18 protein-coding genes are annotated in these 16,977 nt (G+C 35.7%); 10 read left to right on the top strand and 8 right to left on the bottom strand.

From position 1 onward, the window contains the following. Positions 1-11 precede the first annotated feature (11 nt). Positions 12-434, bottom strand: a complete 423-nt coding sequence (locus EZM65_RS06020; RefSeq protein ID WP_136667655.1) for a hypothetical protein — start codon at positions 432-434, stop codon at positions 12-14. Between the two features lie 154 nt (positions 435-588). Between EZM65_RS06020 and greA the strand changes: the two genes are divergently transcribed. Genes greA through EZM65_RS06000 form a run of 4 tightly spaced genes read left to right on the top strand, consistent with a single transcriptional unit; the run spans position 589 to position 2,960 of the window. After that, the gene (gene greA / locus EZM65_RS06015; RefSeq protein ID WP_136667654.1) at positions 589-1,065 is read left to right on the top strand and encodes a transcription elongation factor GreA; all 477 of its coding nucleotides are present in this window, start codon (positions 589-591) and stop codon (positions 1,063-1,065) included. A gap of 6 nt (positions 1,066-1,071) precedes the next feature. Continuing rightward, positions 1,072-1,461, top strand: coding sequence for an HIT family protein (locus EZM65_RS06010; RefSeq protein ID WP_136667653.1), 390 nt, complete (start codon positions 1,072-1,074; stop codon positions 1,459-1,461). Between the two features lie 26 nt (positions 1,462-1,487). After that, entirely contained in the window at positions 1,488-2,492 is a 1,005-nt protein-coding gene (recA, locus tag EZM65_RS06005) for a recombinase RecA (protein ID WP_136667652.1), read from the top strand. A gap of 60 nt (positions 2,493-2,552) precedes the next feature. Next, positions 2,553-2,960 (top strand): hypothetical protein, encoded by a 408-nt coding sequence (locus EZM65_RS06000; protein ID WP_136667651.1) that lies wholly within the window; start codon positions 2,553-2,555, stop codon positions 2,958-2,960. On the opposite strand, the gene EZM65_RS05995 is transcribed toward EZM65_RS06000, so the two are convergent. Further along, the gene (locus tag EZM65_RS05995; RefSeq protein ID WP_136667650.1) at positions 2,957-3,721 is read right to left on the bottom strand and encodes a 1-acyl-sn-glycerol-3-phosphate acyltransferase; all 765 of its coding nucleotides are present in this window, start codon (positions 3,719-3,721) and stop codon (positions 2,957-2,959) included. The two genes, EZM65_RS06000 and EZM65_RS05995, sit on opposite strands and share 4 nt — an antisense overlap. 75 nt (positions 3,722-3,796) lie before the next feature. On the opposite strand from EZM65_RS05995, the gene trpS reads away from it, so the two are divergent. Further along, entirely contained in the window at positions 3,797-4,771 is a 975-nt protein-coding gene (gene trpS / locus EZM65_RS05990) for a tryptophan--tRNA ligase (protein WP_136667649.1), read from the top strand. Positions 4,772-4,803: 32 nt separating this feature from the next. Here trpS and thiL read toward each other — a convergent pair whose 3' ends face one another. Beyond that, positions 4,804-5,853, bottom strand: coding sequence for a thiamine-phosphate kinase (thiL, locus tag EZM65_RS05985; protein ID WP_136667648.1), 1,050 nt, complete (start codon positions 5,851-5,853; stop codon positions 4,804-4,806). A gap of 138 nt (positions 5,854-5,991) precedes the next feature. Between thiL and EZM65_RS05980 the strand changes: the two genes are divergently transcribed. After that, positions 5,992-6,483, top strand: a complete 492-nt coding sequence (locus EZM65_RS05980) for a DinB family protein (RefSeq protein WP_136667647.1) — start codon at positions 5,992-5,994, stop codon at positions 6,481-6,483. Positions 6,484-6,657: 174 nt separating this feature from the next. On the opposite strand, the gene EZM65_RS05975 is transcribed toward EZM65_RS05980, so the two are convergent. The 4 genes from EZM65_RS05975 to EZM65_RS15795 all read right to left on the bottom strand — a co-directional run bounded on the left by EZM65_RS05975 (position 6,658) and on the right by EZM65_RS15795 (position 10,623). Then, complete coding sequence (locus tag EZM65_RS05975) at positions 6,658-7,623, bottom strand: YafY family protein (protein WP_211196197.1); 966 nt, start codon at positions 7,621-7,623, stop codon at positions 6,658-6,660. A 124-nt stretch (positions 7,624-7,747) separates the two neighbouring features. After that, positions 7,748-8,431, bottom strand: a complete 684-nt coding sequence (locus EZM65_RS05970; protein WP_136667645.1) for a GDSL-type esterase/lipase family protein — start codon at positions 8,429-8,431, stop codon at positions 7,748-7,750. Between the two features lie 111 nt (positions 8,432-8,542). Then, a complete protein-coding gene (lepA, locus tag EZM65_RS05965; RefSeq protein WP_136667644.1) occupies positions 8,543-10,339 on the bottom strand; it encodes a translation elongation factor 4 in 1,797 nt (598 codons plus the stop codon). Positions 10,340-10,491: 152 nt separating this feature from the next. Next, positions 10,492-10,623 (bottom strand): hypothetical protein, encoded by a 132-nt coding sequence (locus EZM65_RS15795; RefSeq protein WP_256371335.1) that lies wholly within the window; start codon positions 10,621-10,623, stop codon positions 10,492-10,494. Between the two features lie 127 nt (positions 10,624-10,750). On the opposite strand from EZM65_RS15795, the gene EZM65_RS05960 reads away from it, so the two are divergent. From EZM65_RS05960 to dusB, 3 genes are all read left to right on the top strand, one after another. Beyond that, positions 10,751-11,071, top strand: coding sequence for a roadblock/LC7 domain-containing protein (locus tag EZM65_RS05960; RefSeq protein ID WP_136667643.1), 321 nt, complete (start codon positions 10,751-10,753; stop codon positions 11,069-11,071). Positions 11,072-11,107: 36 nt separating this feature from the next. Next, entirely contained in the window at positions 11,108-11,482 is a 375-nt protein-coding gene (locus EZM65_RS05955; RefSeq protein WP_136667642.1) for a hypothetical protein, read from the top strand. 91 nt (positions 11,483-11,573) lie between these two features. Next, on the top strand, positions 11,574-12,563 hold the full coding sequence (gene dusB, locus EZM65_RS05950; RefSeq protein ID WP_136667641.1) for a tRNA dihydrouridine synthase DusB: 990 nt from the start codon (positions 11,574-11,576) through the stop codon (positions 12,561-12,563). A 30-nt stretch (positions 12,564-12,593) separates the two neighbouring features. On the opposite strand, the gene EZM65_RS05945 is transcribed toward dusB, so the two are convergent. Then, the gene (locus EZM65_RS05945) at positions 12,594-16,229 is read right to left on the bottom strand and encodes a T9SS sorting signal type C domain-containing protein (protein ID WP_136667640.1); all 3,636 of its coding nucleotides are present in this window, start codon (positions 16,227-16,229) and stop codon (positions 12,594-12,596) included. 229 nt (positions 16,230-16,458) lie between these two features. Here EZM65_RS05945 and EZM65_RS05940 point away from each other — a divergent pair, with 229 nt between their 5' ends. Further along, the gene (locus tag EZM65_RS05940; protein WP_136667639.1) at positions 16,459-16,929 is read left to right on the top strand and encodes a regulatory protein RecX; all 471 of its coding nucleotides are present in this window, start codon (positions 16,459-16,461) and stop codon (positions 16,927-16,929) included. Positions 16,930-16,977 lie beyond the last annotated feature (48 nt).

Genomic DNA, 16,977 nt, shown 5'->3' with positions numbered 1-16,977 from the left:
TCTTTCATTTTTTAATTATACACCCTAACGACACCTCCATTAGTCTCTACCCTATACTGCTTTAAAGGATACTGCTGTCCGCCGTCTCCGGTATAAAGACTATAGGAAAAAGCATCACACGAACAGTTTGCATAGATTCCGTTTATGTTTAGTCTTGAACAGGAAGTAGGATATTGATTTGGGCAACTCGCTTCCCAGGCAACATAACTATTGCCACCTCCTGTTTTCATAACAATAATTCCCTGTACTCCTGCACCCGCATTGGCAATAAGCACCGGATTACCGGGATACTGCAACGCAGTATAAGCAGGCAGGGTTGTATTGATATCTATAGAAAAGCTGACATTTGCTAAATAAGGATTGCTGTTATTGAAACTGTCATTATTGCATCCAAATAAAAAAATGAAAACCAGAAAAGGAAAATATTTCTTCATTCTAAATCGTTTTTATTTTGCAACAAATTTAATTTAATTACATTTGTAAAACGTTGAATCGTCAATTAAATTACAAACTGAATAAAATTAATATCTTTGTAGAGAGGAATCCCGCTTTAAGGGATTTTTTCTATTTATGTAATATAATGAAGCTATGAGTACAGTATCTTACTACACCGCGGAAGGATTAAAAAAACTAAAAGAAGAACTTGAATATTTAAAATCTGTTGAACGTCCAAAAGCTTCTGAAGCTATTGCTGAAGCGAGAGATAAAGGGGACTTATCTGAAAACGCCGAATACGATGCTGCAAAAGAAGCTCAGGGTTTACTTGAGATGAAAATTGCAAAAATGGAAGAATTATATTCCAATGCAAGAATCATAGACGAGTCGCAATTAGACTTATCTAAAGCCTTAGTATTGTCGTATGTAAAAATCAAAAATCAGGCAAACAGTATGGAACTGACCTATCAGTTGGTTGCAGAAAGTGAAGCCGATTTAAAAAAGAATAAGATTTCAGTAACCTCTCCTATCGGAAAAGGGTTATTAGGAAAATCCGTTGGTGAAATCGCCGAAATTCAGGTTCCAAACGGAATTTTAAAATTTGAAGTATTAGAAATAACCAGAGACTAAATTATCATGGCTTCAATATTCACAAAAATCGTAAACGGAGAAATTCCGTGCTACAAAATTGCTGAAGACGACAATTTTTTAGCTTTTTTAGATGTCAACCCAAATGCAAAAGGACACACCCTTTGCATCCCGAAAAAAGAAATCGATAAGATTTTTGATATTGAAGACGACTTATATCTTGGCTTAATGGCTTTTTCAAAAAAAATTGCCGTCGCTTTAGAAAAAGCAGTTCCCTGCAAAAGAGTCGGCATGACTGTTATCGGACTTGAAGTACCGCATGCTCACGTACATTTAATTCCGCTGAACATGATGGACGATGCGCGTTTTACCAGCAAAGTAAAACTAAGCGACGAGGAATTTAAAGCATTGGCGCAAGCGATAAGCAACCAATTATAATTATAAATCTGCAAATTCAATTTGAAATGAGTTCAGAAAAAGAAGCAAAATTAAAAGCATTACAGCTTACATTAGATAAATTAGACAAAGCCTACGGAAAAGGTACTGTAATGAAAATGGGGGACAAAGCCGTTGAAGAAATGGAAGTGATCTCATCAGGCTCATTAGGAGTTGACCTGGCACTTGGTGTAGGCGGATATCCCAGAGGAAGAATCATCGAAATTTTCGGACCTGAATCTTCGGGTAAAACAACATTGACATTACACGCTATTGCGGAAGCTCAGAAAGCCGGAGGTATCGCTGCTTTTGTGGATGCTGAGCATGCATTTGACCGTTTTTACGCTGAAAAGCTAGGTGTGGATATCGACAATTTAATCATTTCCCAACCGGACAACGGGGAGCAGGCTTTGGAAATTGCTGAAAGCTTAATCCGTTCAGGCGCTGTGGATATTGTTGTTATTGACTCGGTTGCGGCATTGACACCTAAGAGTGAAATTGAAGGAGACATGGGTGACTCTAAAATGGGATTGCACGCCCGTTTGATGTCACAGGCGTTACGTAAGCTAACCGCTACTATCAGCAAAACAAATTGTACGGTATTTTTCATCAACCAGCTTCGTGATAAAATCGGGGTAATGTTTGGTAACCCTGAAACGACTACAGGTGGTAACGCCTTGAAATTCTATGCTTCGGTGCGTTTGGACATCCGTCGTTCTTCACAAATTAAAGATGGCGAAAATGTATTGGGTAACCGTACTAAAGTAAAAATCGTTAAAAATAAAGTAGCTCCTCCTTTCAAAACTGCCGAATTTGACATCATGTACGGTGAAGGAGTATCAAAAACCGGTGAGATTCTTGATCTTGCCGTTGAGTTCGAAATCATTAAAAAAGCAGGCTCTTGGTTCAGCTACGGCGATACTAAATTAGGACAAGGACGCGATGCTGTAAAAGGATTGATTAAAGACAATCCTGAATTGGCCGACGAACTTGAAGTAAAAATCAAGCAGATGATAAAAGATAAAGAAGTTTAATTAAGTCCCTTTTGGGACTTTTTTTATAACTTTAGTACTGCAAATCCAAATCAACTGATTATGAAATATGTATTATGCATTGCCGTACTATTTTTTGGCTTCATAAGCTGCACTATTGATGATGGTGTCGATTTTCATTATGAACTCTTACCGGTAGATTCTGTTGAGCTTCCTGATGAATTTAAAAGAGATAGTATTTATGAAATCCCGTTCAAATACTCAAGACCTACAACCTGCTATGCTTTTGACGGGTTTTACTATCGCAGGGAAGCTAATGTAAGAACTATTGCTATAGGCACAATTGTTTTTGAACAAAATAATTGCAGGCCTCCAACAACCAATCCTCTGACTGCTGTTTTATATTTTAAACCAACTGTCGAAAACAGTTATATATTCAAAATATGGAAAGGAAAAGATACTAACGGACAAAATATTTTCGAAGAAACAGAAATCCCCGTTATCCCTTAACGACTACTAGAATATTTCACATAAGCGGCATCATTAGAAAGCTCGTTCAATATAATGTTACGAGCTTTTTCTTTTAAGACTTTTTTATCCTCATGTTTTGAATCATCAGTAGTTACAAATGGATGTATCCTGACTCTCATGATCCCTGGCCTGCCACTAAAAAAAGTATAAGAGAACAATTCTTTGTTATCATAAAAAGTCATGGGTACAATAGTCAGTTTATGGTCAATTGCAATATTGAATGCTCCCGCTTTAAAATCATCTAAAATTATGCTTTCATCGTCGGGCACTTTCCCTTCAGGAAAAATACAAATACTTAAACCTTGATCAATTCTATGCTTAGCACGCTGATAAACACCACTTCTACTCTTCACACTATCTCTATCTACTAAAATGGCACATCTTTTATAAAAGAAACCAAAAACAGGTATTTTAACCAATTCTTTTTTCCCAACAAAAACAAAAGGATTCTTCACTACAGCCAACATCAACATCACATCGGCCATTGAAGTGTGGTTTGCAATAAACATATAACTATGATTAGGTACTATTTTCTGTTCCGTTTTCACTTTATAATGAAAACCCATTCCGTAAAGAATAAATTTAGCCCAAAAGCGAGCCATTTTAAAAAAATAAGGATACCAAGAATCCTTCGATAATGATAATATTAAAAAAGGCGCTAAAATTAATATTGGCACAATCACCAGTATGTAAAACCACAAACGCCAAATACACCAAAAAACTATTTTAAAAATTTTCATAAGGTCAAAAATACGGATTCACTTTAAAAATATCATAAAAGAATTAACTTTGCTAAAATTAGACTAAAATTTACAATGGCAAAAATACTTACCGGAATTCAAAGTACAGGTACCCCGCATTTAGGAAACTTATTGGGTGCTATTTTACCAGCAATAAAAATGGCCGAAAATCCTGCTAATGAATCATTTCTTTTCATTGCTGATTTACATTCGATTACCCAAATCAAAAATGGGGAAACATTACGTGGGAATACGACAAGTACTGCAGCAGTATGGCTTGCCTGTGGCTTAGATCCTTCAAAAGTAATTTTTTATCGTCAAAGCGATGTGCCACAAACAACAGAGTTGTCGTGGTATTTAAGCTGTTTCTTCCCTTTTTCGAGACTAGAACTTGCACATTCATTTAAAGATAAAGCGGATAGATTACAAGATGTCAATGCAGGTTTGTTTACTTATCCAATGTTGATGGCTGCTGACATTTTATTATATGATGCTGAAGTAGTCCCTGTAGGTAAAGATCAATTACAGCATCTTGAATTTACACGTGATGTTGCTGGTCGTTTTAATCATCAAATGGGAGAGACGTTTGTGTTACCTGAAGCTTTAACTAGTGAAGATACTAAATTAGTACCAGGAACGGATGGAGAAAAAATGAGCAAGTCAAGAAACAACCTGATTAATATCTTTTTAGAAGATAAGCCATTACGCAAACAAATTATGGGTATTCAAACAGATAGTACTCCACTTGAAGAACCTAAAAACCCAGATACTTGTAATATATTTAAAATCTATAAGTTATTGGCTTCTGAAGCGCAAATAGCAGATATGACGGAAAAATACAAAAACGTAAACCGTGATTTTGGCTATGGTCATGCTAAACAAGCTTTATTTGAATTAATCATCGAAAAATTTGCAACCGAAAGAGAGCGCTACAACTACTACATGAATAATCTTGAGGAATTAGAAGGATTATTGTTAGAAGGAGCTAAAAAAGCCTCAGCTATTGCAGATGGGGTATTAAAAAGAGTTCGAACTAAATTAGGATATTAATACAAAAAAGGTGCTTTAAAAAGCACCTTTTTTTATTCTTCTTGTAAAGCATTCCAGCCTCTGGCCTTTAATTCAATTTTTGTATTTGCACGAGATACCAAATGAATTCCCTCGCTTTGCTGCGTCATGTGACCAATTACTGTGAAATTTGGATTTCCTTTGATTTTATCGAAATCTTCCATTTTGATAGTAAACAACAATTCATAATCTTCGCCTCCATTTAAAGCAATTGTAGTCGAATCGATATTAAATTCTTCACAAACGTTGATAAACTGAGGATCCAATGGAAGTTTCTCTTCAAACACATTACAACCAACGTTGGATTGCTTGCACAAATGCATAATTTCAGACGAAAGTCCATCAGAAATATCAATCATTGCTGTTGGTTTCACATCCAGAGCTTTTAAAATTTCGGGAATATCTTTACGGGCTTCGGGCTTTAACTGACGCTCGATCAAATACGTATAATCATCCAAATCGGGTTGGTTATTAGGATTCACCTGAAAAACCTGCTTTTCACGCTCCAACACCTGTAGTCCCATATAGGCGGCACCTAAATCACCGGAAACCACTAATAAATCATTCTCTTTAGCTCCGTTTCTATAGACAACATTGTCTCCCTCTACTTCACCTAATGCAGTGATGGAAATTATCAATCCTTTTTGAGAAGAAGTAGTATCACCACCTATTACATCAACATTGTATTGCTTTGCCGCAAGTGTAATCCCTGCATACAATTCTTCTAAAGCCTCTAAAGGAAAACGGTTTGACACCGCAATTGAAACTGTAATTTGAGTAGCCTTGGCATTCATTGCATAAATATCAGACAGATTTACAACTACTGCTTTATAGCCTAAATGTTTCAATGGCATGTAAGCCAAATCAAAATGTACTCCTTCAACCAATAAATCAGTAGAAACAACTGCTTTTTTAGCTGCAAAATCTAAAATAGCAGCATCGTCACCAATTCCTTTAATGGTTGATTCGTTTTTTATTTCAAAATGCTTTGTCAAGTGTTCTATTAAACCAAATTCACCCAATTGTGCAATGCTGGTTCTTTGCGGAGTTTTATCTTCAATCATGTTCATCAATTTTCTGAACGACAAAGGTACAAAGTTTTTTCAGGCGTAAAATTTTTTAAAATTCTAAATTCCTACTGACAAACTGTTGTCACTTGCCCCTCTTAATTTTGTTTCAGTAATCAATAAAACACAAATATCATGAACACAGAAACAGTTTTACAAGTAATCAGCTCAGAAGATTTATTAAAACACTGGCAAGGACACAGAGCATTGACAAGACGCGTAATCGAGATGTTTCCGGAAAAAGATTTCTTCGAATTTTCAATTGCCGGGATGCGTACGTTTGCAAAGTTGACCGATGAGCTTTTGGCGATTGCGGCTCCGGCATTACGAGGTATCGTGAACAGGGAAGTACAGCCTTTTACAGAAGGTTCAACACAGGGTTTTACGACTAAAGCGCAGTATTTAGAACAATGGGACAAAGACACTAAAGAAATCGATGCGTTATGGCAGCAATTATCGGTGGAGGATTTCAGTGAGAATTTCAATCTTTTCGGACAGTATGAATTTCCCATCATCCAAAATATTTTTTATTTCATTGATAACGAGATTCATCACCGAGGACAAGGGTATGTGTATTTAAGAGCATTGAATATAACACCGCCTTTTTTTTGGGAGAGAGAAGTATAATGTAATTTATAACGAGGCTGTTCAAAAAGTAAAAAATCAACGCACCGTTTGTCACTCCGACGCAAGGAGGAGTCTCATAATCAATATTATGGGATTTGCTTCGCCTATTCAGGCAGAGCCCTCGAGTCTCCCTTTGGTCGAAATGACAAGATTGCGGACTTTTAGGACAGCCTCTTACTTTTTAAGCAATTTTGCAATACTATCTTCCAATAATTCAAGAACTCTCGTTTTTAATTCTTTGGGTTCTATAATTTCAGAATAATCCGCAAACATCAGAAACCACCGCGGAAAACTTTCCCTGATATCATAACACATAAAAGTCATTTCCTTTTGGTTTCCAACTTTCTTTTCAGAAACAAAACCATATTGTTTACGTTCCCAGGTTAAATAACGGGCAATTTTAGTATCCACTAAAATCCGCACTTTAGTCAGCGTTGATAAAGGAGTTTCTTTATGAAGCAATTCTTCAAGTGATTTATGCTCCATTATAAAATCAATGTCGGTTTTTTGGATTTGTTGAATACGGTCCGTTCTAAACTGGCGGTAATCATTTCTTAAATGACAATAACCCAAAACATACCAAAAATTATTTTCATGAAAAACACCTACGGGTTCTATCCTTCTTTCGTTGATTTCTTCGGTGTCGAAGGTTTGATAGGAAAGCAAAATCTGCTTCCGTTCTGCGATGCTTTCAAAAAATAAAGCCAATGCATTCGGGGCATTTTCGTTAAACAGTTTTTGATTGGACTGCATGATGACTTTTGATTCGATGGCATCCACCCAGTCTTTGTCGCTGTTTTTTAATACGGCTTTAAGCTTGTACATCGCCGACTTATAATTTTTATCCAAAGCGGTATCTGTAAACTTCTGCATCAGTTTTTCGGCCGCAATAAAACTACTGGCTTCTTCTCTGGTAAACATGATGGGCGGAAGTCGGTAACCATCCATTAACGAATAACCAATGCCGGCTTCACTATAAATGGGTACACCCGAAGCTTCCAGCGTGCGCACATCTCTGTAGATGGTTCTAAGACTCACATTAAAACGATCTGCCAAATCCTGAGCACGTACAATCTTTTTAGACTGCAATTGGATTAAAATAGCGATTATTCGGTCAAATTTGTTAAGAGAATCATCCATGATCAGGAATACAACTTTTCTCTCAAAGATACTTGTTTTGGTTTAAATAACTAGATAACAAAATACCCAACAACTTTCACTATTGGGTATTTCTCAATTCAACTTTTAAAATTATCAACCATGTTTATAAGCAATTCATCGATTTTAAAAAGTCAATCCATGTTGTATACCCTAAATCATTAAGATGTAATCCATCTTTATCAGAATATTTAACTGTTAACTGACCTTTTTTATTTTCAAATACCGAATGAATATCTATGTAAGTTATGTGATGTTTCCTTGCCTGTTCTTTAAGTCTTTCATTAAATTGATCAACAATATCATTTTTACCGTAAGCATCCGGATAAAAGTTTTTCACCACGTCGTTGGTAGGCAAAACACTCTCTAAATAAATTTCGGTAGTAGGAGAATAATCCTGCATTTTCCCTATAATCCGATGAATATTTTCGATAACAACATCAATAGGTATATTTTGAGAAATATCATTTATCCCAATCAAAACAAATAGTTTTTTAGGTTCCCTTTTAATAACATCTTCTAACCGTTCCAGAACCCCAAAAGTATTATCACCGGCAATTCCTCTGTTTACAGCAGTGCTGTCATTAGTTAATTGTGGCCAATTACCAAATTCAGTGATACTGTCACCAAGAAATATAGTTCTGCCTTTGACAACAGGTTCAGAATTAAAAAGTTTGACACGCTGTTCATAATATTCTTTCGCGTATCGAATAGTATCATAAGCTATATGTTGGCCAAAACCACTTTTTGAGCTCAAAATAAGCAGAAACAAGAGGACAATTTTTTTCATGATAAACAGATTTTATTTACTTCGAAAATAATATACCTCTCAAGAAAAAAGAAAAAAACCCAACAACTTACGTTGTTGGGTCTACATATAACATTTTTATCTATTTATGATTTAATCATTCAGTTTCAAAACCGCCATAAATGCTGATTGCGGAATTTCAACATTACCTACCTGACGCATACGCTTTTTACCAGCTTTTTGTTTTTCCAACAATTTACGTTTACGGGAAATATCTCCACCGTAACATTTTGCCGTTACGTCTTTACGCAATGCTTTAATAGTTTCACGCGCAATAACTTTAGCCCCTACAGCAGCCTGAATAGGTATATCAAACTGTTGACGTGGGATTAATTCGCGTAATTTCTCACACATTTTTTTACCAATATGGTACGCATTATCTTCGTGAATCAACGCTGAAAGCGCATCTACATTTTGTGCATTCAATAACACATCAAGACGTACTAGTTTAGATGTACGCATCCCAATAGGGTGATAATCAAACGACGCATAGCCCTTTGAAACAGTTTTTAATCTATCGTAGAAGTCAAAAACAATTTCTGCCAATGGCATGTCAAAGTTTAACTCAACACGCTCAGTTGTCAGATACGTTTGATTTGTAATTTGCCCGCGTTTTTCAATACACAGACTCATTACATTTCCAACAAAATCCGCTTTAGTGATGATTGTTGCCTTGATAAACGGCTCCTCTACTCTATCTAATTTTGAAGGTTCTGGCAAGTCAGAAGGGTTGTTGACTACAAAAGGAACTTCAGGTTCTTTTTTTGTATAAGCTAAATAAGATACGTTGGGAACAGTAGTAATTACTGTCATGTTGAACTCACGTTCTAAACGTTCCTGAATGATTTCCATGTGTAACATCCCTAAGAATCCACAACGGAAACCAAATCCTAAAGCTGCAGAACTTTCCGGCGCAAACACTAATGAAGCATCGTTCAGCTGCAATTTTTCCATCGAAGTACGAAGTTCTTCGTAATCTTCAGTATCAACAGGATAGATACCAGCAAATACCATTGGTTTTACATCCTCAAAACCATGAATCATATTTGTAGTAGGTGTTTTAGCATCTGTGATGGTATCACCCACTTTTACTTCTTTAGCTTCTTTGATACCCGAAATCAAATAACCTACGTCACCTGTTGATACTTTATCTTTAGGAACCTGATTTAGTTTCAATGTACCAATTTCATCCGCAAAATATTCATTGCCTGTAGCCATGAATTTGATTTTCTGGCCTTTTTTGATTTCCCCGTTTTTCACTCGGAAGATAACTTCAATTCCTCTGAAAGGATTGTATACCGAGTCAAAAATCAAGGCTTGTAATGGTTCTTCCGGATTACCTTTTGGTGCCGGGATTTTTTCAATAATAGCGGCCAAAATATTTTCAACACCAAAACCTGTTTTTCCTGACGCATGGATGATGTCTTCTAGTTTACATCCTAAAAGGTCAATAATATCATCACTAACTTCTTCCGGATTGGCACTAGGCAAATCTACTTTGTTTAATACAGGAATAATTTCCAAGTCATTTTCCAATGCAAGGTATAAGTTCGAAATTGTTTGCGCCTGAATACTCTGCGCTGCATCCACTATAAGCAACGCTCCTTCACATGCTGCAATGGAACGGGATACCTCATATGAAAAATCTACGTGTCCCGGAGTGTCGATAAGGTTTAGAATATAGTCTTCTCCTTTGTAGTTGTATTCCATCTGGATAGCATGACTCTTGATGGTAATCCCACGTTCACGCTCCAGATCCATATTGTCCAGCAATTGTGCTTTTTCCTCACGGGCTGTTACAGTTTGGGTTGCACCCAATAAACGATCCGCCAAAGTACTCTTACCGTGGTCAATGTGTGCAATAATGCAAAAATTTCTTATCTTCTTCATCCTATACTCAATATGCAAAGCCGTTCAAAGCCTTATTCGAAGGTAAAATTCAGATTCTTAATTAAAAAATCCAAATACCTTAACTATTAAATTTTGCTACAAAAGTATAAAATTATGTGAAGCAATTAATGAACAAATTACAATAAGCTATACTAATTGAATATTTTAGAGAAAATAGTTGCTTTTTTATACTTTTTACCCTTAGCAAAACGGTATTTTCTAAATTCAAGCAAGTTGCTTTGAAGTCTCTTTTTTAATTTTTCTACGTTAATTTCTTTTTTCATAACTTATTTATTTTGAGGAAATAAAAATAAATTTTAACTGCAATTAAAGATATAAAAAAATCAATAACAACAACAATTTTTTGTAAAAAAAAACCTACATTAGCTAAAAACTAATAATATAATTTCTATGAAAAAACTTGACCTTGATGCTCTTATTAATGAAACAGGAGTAGATTCTGCCCTTATTTTCAATGGAGATGGTAATTTAATAAAATCACTTTATTTAAATTTTGATGGAAATATAGCAGCTATGGGAGGAATTTTACTTACCATGTGCAAAGAATTAATTGAGGATTTAAAGCTTGGCAATTCTCAAGAATTAATTCTTCAGGCCGAAAAAGGACTTTTTTTTGTTAGAAAATTAGAGAAGGATGAATATTTGGCACTTATAACCAAAAACCCAAGCAAGTTAGGACTTATTCATTTAAAACTGCAGGCAATTTCATAACCATAACAAACTATATTAACTCTAAAACTTTAAATTATGTCAGAATTTTTAACAACGTTTACATCAGATCTGAAAGATAATCTTGCAGGCTTCATAGGAGTTTCAGTAACAGAAGTTAAAACAGGAATGTCGTTTGCATCCCTTTCAGTAGATCCAAAATTTGATCCCGAACTAGCATCTGCTTACAATCTTGAAGTTGTAAAAGCAAAATTAAATGCCATTAAAGCACTGGGATTGTCCTCAAAACTTGATGACATTTTAATCACGCTTTCAAACCAATTGCATATTATTGATTTATCAGAAAATGGTGACTATTTCGTTTATCTTGCTGTAGATTCCTCGAAAGTAAATTTAGGCATGGCCAGAGCTACTCTAAAAAAATATAGCAAAGATATCGCTGCTAAAATGTAGAATATTAATATCTTTGCACGAAACTAAAGCTGTAAATTATTACAGCTTTTTTTGTTTTTACACATAATGAAGTGGATAAATTGTAGAAGAAATGGTTAAAATAGGCAACATAGAATTACCGGATTTCCCGCTGTTATTAGCTCCCATGGAAGATGTAAGCGACCCTCCTTTCCGTCGTTTATGCAAACTGCATGGTGCCGATTTAATGTACTCGGAATTTATTTCCAGCGAAGGATTAATCCGTGATGCCATCAAAAGCCGTCAAAAGCTTGATATTTTTGATTATGAGCGCCCGGTAGGCATTCAGATATTTGGCGGTGACGAGGAAGCTATGGCTATGAGTGCCAGAATTGTGGAAACGGTTCAACCTGATTTAGTGGATATCAATTTTGGGTGTCCGGTAAAAAAGGTTGTCTGCAAAGGTGCCGGCGCCGGTGTTTTGAAAGATATTGATTTAATGGTCCGTCTTACAAAAGCTGTGGTAAAAAGCACTAATTTACCTGTAACCGTTAAAACACGTTTAGGCTGGGATGAATCTTCGATAAATATAGATGAAGTTGCCGAAAGATTACAGGATGTGGGCATCCAGGCTCTGACAGTTCATGGACGTACCCGTGCGCAGATGTACAAAGGACATTCGGACTGGTCACATATTGCCCGTGTAAAAAACAATCCCAGAATTAAAATACCAATCTTTGGAAACGGCGATATTGACTCACCTGAAAAAGCATTGGAATACAAAAACACTTATGGATTAGATGGAATAATGATAGGTAGAGCTGCCATAGGTTACCCTTGGATTTTTGATGAAATCAAGCATTTTTTCAAAACCGGGGAGCATTTAGCATCACCAACTATCGCTGACCGGGTGGAAGCTGCCCGCAACCATTTAATCTGGTCAATGGAATGGAAAGGCGAACGTGTAGGAATTGTAGAAATGCGCCGTCATTATACCAATTATTTCAAAGGAATTCCTCATTTTAAAGAACACCGGAACAAATTGGTCACTTTAGACGAACATAATGCATTACTTCAGGTTTTTGATGAAATTATAGAAGATTATGCAGGTCAATTGATATAAAAAATCCCTCTTTTGAGGGATTTACTGTTTTTAGAAAATTATCTTTTTATTTATTGAACTTCCGTTTTCCAATTCAATCCTGACAATTAATGCCTGATTGTTTTTAGCCAAATCTAAAACATCTGATTCCAAAACATTAACATTTGATTTCTTTTTCAGCAACTGACCCAGAACATTATATACTTCATAGGATTTGATAATTTCATTATCCGACTTGATTCCAACAAGATTATTTTTTACATAAACTGTAACCGCATTTTCATTTAAGGTATTTTCTTGATTAGACAGCCTTTGGTTTGTGAACCGCAATACAAATCTGCCGGTATAATTTCCTTTCGCAATATTGAACTGGTAAGGAGCCGTTGTTAAATCATGTATATCCCCTGTTGCTTTGTCCTCAACATAAATCTTTCTGTTTGCATCTTTAAAAAGACCGTCTGTTGAATTGATTGCTATTTTATATTTACCATCAGCCGGAACGATTACACCAAGAGGCACCACATCATTCTCATCAAAAGGCAATTGTCTTCCTTGTATTTTGAAAAATTTATTATCAATCGAAGAATAGAACTGAAAACCGGACATCAAACTGGTTTTGGCTTCATACAAAAAATCATCAGAATTTGTTGCGCCTTCTATATAACCAACCATCTGACTTGTTGCCATATTATTGGGATTTACCAGATCCAGCCAGATTCTATGTTTTTCCAGTTGAGTGGCAGTTTTAGCATTTGATGTTCTAAAAAACTGACTATTGTTGTGAGTTCTGCTTCTTTGAGAATTATTAAAAACTGCATTGGCAGAAGCTGAAACAGCAACATCATCTTTCATTTTTACAAAAAACGCCTGTCCTGATGCAATTTTTCCATCGAAAGCACCTCCAGGCACTGAACCTGATGCTGTATATGTAACATAATCATTTGCTGAATAATTGTAAGCAAAACTTTGATAATACGGACTTGAAACCGAAGAGCTTATCGCAGTTAAATGCCTCCACAATGATACTTCTGCATTTTCTAAAACAGCACTATTATCAGCTGCAAATTCCAAAGCATCAATAGCTGAAGGATAAGGATTCCCTACTAAATTCATATTATCATCCGCATTGGTAATAATTCCGTTGGTTCCGGCATAAGGAACATCGGTATATGGTCCCTTTTTGATTTGTGACGTTATTACACCTGTATTGAACTGATTTCCTGAAAAGTTCACAGTTTGAGTAGGATTTCCATCAGGCACTCTGAAAATATATCCTTTACCGTTTGTCATAGTGGCCCCTAAAGGTCTAAACCAATTTCCGTATCCATAACCATCCGGATTTTTGTAATCAGCAATCCATTCATAATATCTGCTGTTGGGAATAGTTGTAAACGGACTGTTGTTTTGCGGCGACGACCAATAGACATAATCAAATGATTTTAAATTCACAGCAGTTCTGGTCAATGAATTTGTTCCGGAACCTGAATATGTTCCGGAATCATCAACCTGTATTAATGAAGCATCGTCCTGAACAGAAACATTCCCGTTATTTACTACATTCAATCCCACCTGAACATAATCATTTGATGCTATTGTCAGGCTTTTTGAAGTATTTATAGTCAAATCACCATTTGCAATCAAGTCATTAGACACATTTGTTGTAAAATCATTATTTAAAACAACATTGTAAAAGGTTTCTGTACCCTCAGGTGTTACATTATTTATTATTTGAGGCACAGAACCTGTAAAATAAACTGTTCCGTTTCCTTCTGAAAAGGCAGTATTCCCTAAGTTATTTGTCCAGTTTCCATAAAGATACAACTGACCGTCTGAAGCGGTTGTACTATCATCCATATCCAATGCTCCAGTTCCATCAATCAATAAATCTCCATAAACTTCTAATTTATTATTGCCATTTGCTTCCAACTGCACTTTCCTTGATGAAATAGTTAAATTTTTTGTTTTCGCTGTACTGTTATACAATGATGCATTAACTGAAGTTACATCAACTACAGCATCTCTAACCGCATAGGCAGAATTTAAATTGACATCAATTGTATTGTCAGGCACTTTCAGTGTCTGCCAGTTTGAACAATCAAACCAATCTGTATTTTTGGCACCTGTCCAGACACCGTTTACATAAGTTCCTACAGTTGTAACGGAATAAACCTGTCCAACATGCATCCTTAAATAACCAGCACAGTCTGCCCTGCTTGTCCAATATGTAGAATTATTCAATCTGGCAATCCAATCAAGCTTGTCTGCCGGAGTTACTGGACCGGTATACTCTAAAAAATCTGTTGCTGAACCCGGTGCCAGACTAAAACATCTCAATTCTATTGGCAATCCTGATTTTTGTGTACTATTCCCCAGTGACTCCCATGCTGAAGCGGTATTAAATGCATACAAATAATTTCCGGGTGTATATGTTGCATCATTTGCTCCTCCGGGGTTATTCCAGTTTCCTCCCTGCATAAAGAAAACCTGATCTCCTCCTGAATTCATTACAATATTACCTGTAAACCCAGAAGGTTTGCTATACGCCCAATTTGAATCCGGAGAAACAAATTCCACATTTGGAGCAGCAGATTTTAGTCTTATTGTTATTACTGTTCCCGCGACAATAGTTCCACCAGTTCTTGTTAAAGTATAAACACCTTCTCCATCTCCCCATGTGCCTAAACCAGATCTTTCATAGCCATTATCAGTTATATAAAAAGAATCTCCGTTTTGAATATCTTTAAACGTTATAAAGCTTATTTCATCATCACCTGCGGTATAAGCTCCTGAATAACATGATATATTTGAATTTAACCCAATTACTGCAAAATCACCTTTTGAAAAAACAGTAGAAGGATTGGTCACGCTGCCATTACAACTAACGTTTTGATCAGTTGCACCAGTAGAAGTACAAACAATATTTTGAGAATTATAATTCCCTAATACAAGTCCGGCCTTCAGCCTGACATATATAGGAGTTGATGCTACAGTTCCTGAAGAAGGCACAAGACTCACCGAACTCCCAAAACCTGTTCCGGAAGCTGTTGAAATTTCATAATCTCCGGGCGCAGTCAAAACAAGATTATCAGTCAAATTTGAACCGCTTACATCAAAACTCTGCTCTGTGGAAGGACCTGAACCCACTGCATACGTGAAGCCTGTAAGAGAAGTTGTGGATACATTTATATTTGAAGAAGGTATAAAATTATTTATATTTATATCGTCCAAATAAACTGTTGCGCCAGTCCTGTAAAATTGCACAAGTATATTAGAATTCGAACTGTTAATTGTTGCTGTTTTTTGAACAGGTGTACCTGTAGTTAAAGAAAATGGCGAACCAGTGGCAGGAGTCCAAGTAGCTCCCCCATCAATTGAATAGTTAACCTGTACTGATCCAGAAGTTGTACTAGATGAAGCATAAAACGTTACTGTTCCTACACTATTTAAACTTGGAGTTGTAATTTGTGCTCCTGTCTGGCTTCTTAATTGACAAGAATATGTGCCAGACTGAACCCCAATAGTTCCCCTAATCACTCCATTAGACTGTCCTGACCATACACCTGAATTTAATGTATAGGATGTAGTTGTTGTATAAGCTGTAGGTAAACCTATTTCAAAACTTTCAGTTAATTGCCCCCAACCAACAATAGAAAACAATAAAGAAAAAATAAGTAGTTTAATTCTCATAAGTAAACAAATTTGAGTTGTTGCTTTACTGAAAATCAAACATTTAAAAATCGAATAAAGCGACCAAAAATAAAAAAATTATAAACAAAAGCAATTTTTTAATCTTAATTTTATCGTTAAATTTTACATCTAATCGGTATTTATTGACTTTAAATGTTAAATTTTTACATGTTTTTCTTACAATAATCATTTGGAGACTATTTTATACCTTTGAATACTTATAATTACCATGCTGAAATCAGATATTAAAAATAAAATCGAGCACTATTGTGCTTATCAGGAACGGTGTCATGAGGAAGTAATTTCCAAACTTAAGTCATTAAAATTACCTTATGATGAAATTGATGAATACATGGCGTATTTAATTGAAAACAATTACCTCAATGAGGAACGTTTTGCCTGTTCCTTTGTACGGGGCAAGCACAACATAAAAAAATGGGGAAAAATCCGTTTGGTCAACGAACTCAAGTTTAGAAAAATTTCGAGATACAATATCGATACTGCCTTAAAAGAAATTTCTTCCGAAGCCTATTTGAACACTTTTAATTCTCTGGCAGAAAAAGAATGGGAATCAATCAAAGAAACGAACATTCAAAAAAAGAAACGGAAATTTTGTGATTTCTTACTCCGAAAAGGCTACGAGAGTAATTTGATTTTTGAGAAACTGGAAGAATTAGAAGCAGTAGACAGTAGACAGTAGACAGTAGACAAAATTATCTATCCGGTAACAGCACAATTGAAATCCTGC

Source organism: Flavobacterium sp. H122, assembly GCF_004959765.1.
Classification (GTDB): domain Bacteria; phylum Bacteroidota; class Bacteroidia; order Flavobacteriales; family Flavobacteriaceae; genus Flavobacterium.
This window is presented reverse-complemented; position numbering and strand designations above follow the sequence as displayed.

Bases quoted from the DNA above. Each gene is read 5' to 3' on its own strand.
- dusB (WP_136667641.1), top strand. From the start codon at position 11,574: ATGGTTAAAATAGGCAACATAGAATTACCGGATTTCCCGCTGTTATTA.
- EZM65_RS05975 (WP_211196197.1), bottom strand. From the start codon at position 7,623: ATGGATGATTCTCTTAACAAATTTGACCGAATAATCGCTATTTTAATC.
- EZM65_RS05970 (WP_136667645.1), bottom strand. From the start codon at position 8,431: ATGAAAAAAATTGTCCTCTTGTTTCTGCTTATTTTGAGCTCAAAAAGT.
- EZM65_RS06010 (WP_136667653.1), top strand. From the start codon at position 1,072: ATGGCTTCAATATTCACAAAAATCGTAAACGGAGAAATTCCGTGCTAC.
- EZM65_RS05995 (WP_136667650.1), bottom strand. From the start codon at position 3,721: ATGAAAATTTTTAAAATAGTTTTTTGGTGTATTTGGCGTTTGTGGTTT.
- recA (WP_136667652.1), top strand. From the start codon at position 1,488: ATGAGTTCAGAAAAAGAAGCAAAATTAAAAGCATTACAGCTTACATTA.
- EZM65_RS05955 (WP_136667642.1), top strand. From the start codon at position 11,108: ATGTCAGAATTTTTAACAACGTTTACATCAGATCTGAAAGATAATCTT.
- EZM65_RS06020 (WP_136667655.1), bottom strand. From the start codon at position 434: ATGAAGAAATATTTTCCTTTTCTGGTTTTCATTTTTTTATTTGGATGC.
- lepA (WP_136667644.1), bottom strand. From the start codon at position 10,339: ATGAAGAAGATAAGAAATTTTTGCATTATTGCACACATTGACCACGGT.
- EZM65_RS05980 (WP_136667647.1), top strand. From the start codon at position 5,992: ATGAACACAGAAACAGTTTTACAAGTAATCAGCTCAGAAGATTTATTA.
- EZM65_RS06000 (WP_136667651.1), top strand. From the start codon at position 2,553: ATGAAATATGTATTATGCATTGCCGTACTATTTTTTGGCTTCATAAGC.
- thiL (WP_136667648.1), bottom strand. From the start codon at position 5,853: ATGATTGAAGATAAAACTCCGCAAAGAACCAGCATTGCACAATTGGGT.
- EZM65_RS05940 (WP_136667639.1), top strand. From the start codon at position 16,459: ATGCTGAAATCAGATATTAAAAATAAAATCGAGCACTATTGTGCTTAT.
- greA (WP_136667654.1), top strand. From the start codon at position 589: ATGAGTACAGTATCTTACTACACCGCGGAAGGATTAAAAAAACTAAAA.
- EZM65_RS15795 (WP_256371335.1), bottom strand. From the start codon at position 10,623: ATGAAAAAAGAAATTAACGTAGAAAAATTAAAAAAGAGACTTCAAAGC.
- trpS (WP_136667649.1), top strand. From the start codon at position 3,797: ATGGCAAAAATACTTACCGGAATTCAAAGTACAGGTACCCCGCATTTA.
- EZM65_RS05960 (WP_136667643.1), top strand. From the start codon at position 10,751: ATGAAAAAACTTGACCTTGATGCTCTTATTAATGAAACAGGAGTAGAT.
- EZM65_RS05945 (WP_136667640.1), bottom strand. From the start codon at position 16,229: ATGAGAATTAAACTACTTATTTTTTCTTTATTGTTTTCTATTGTTGGT.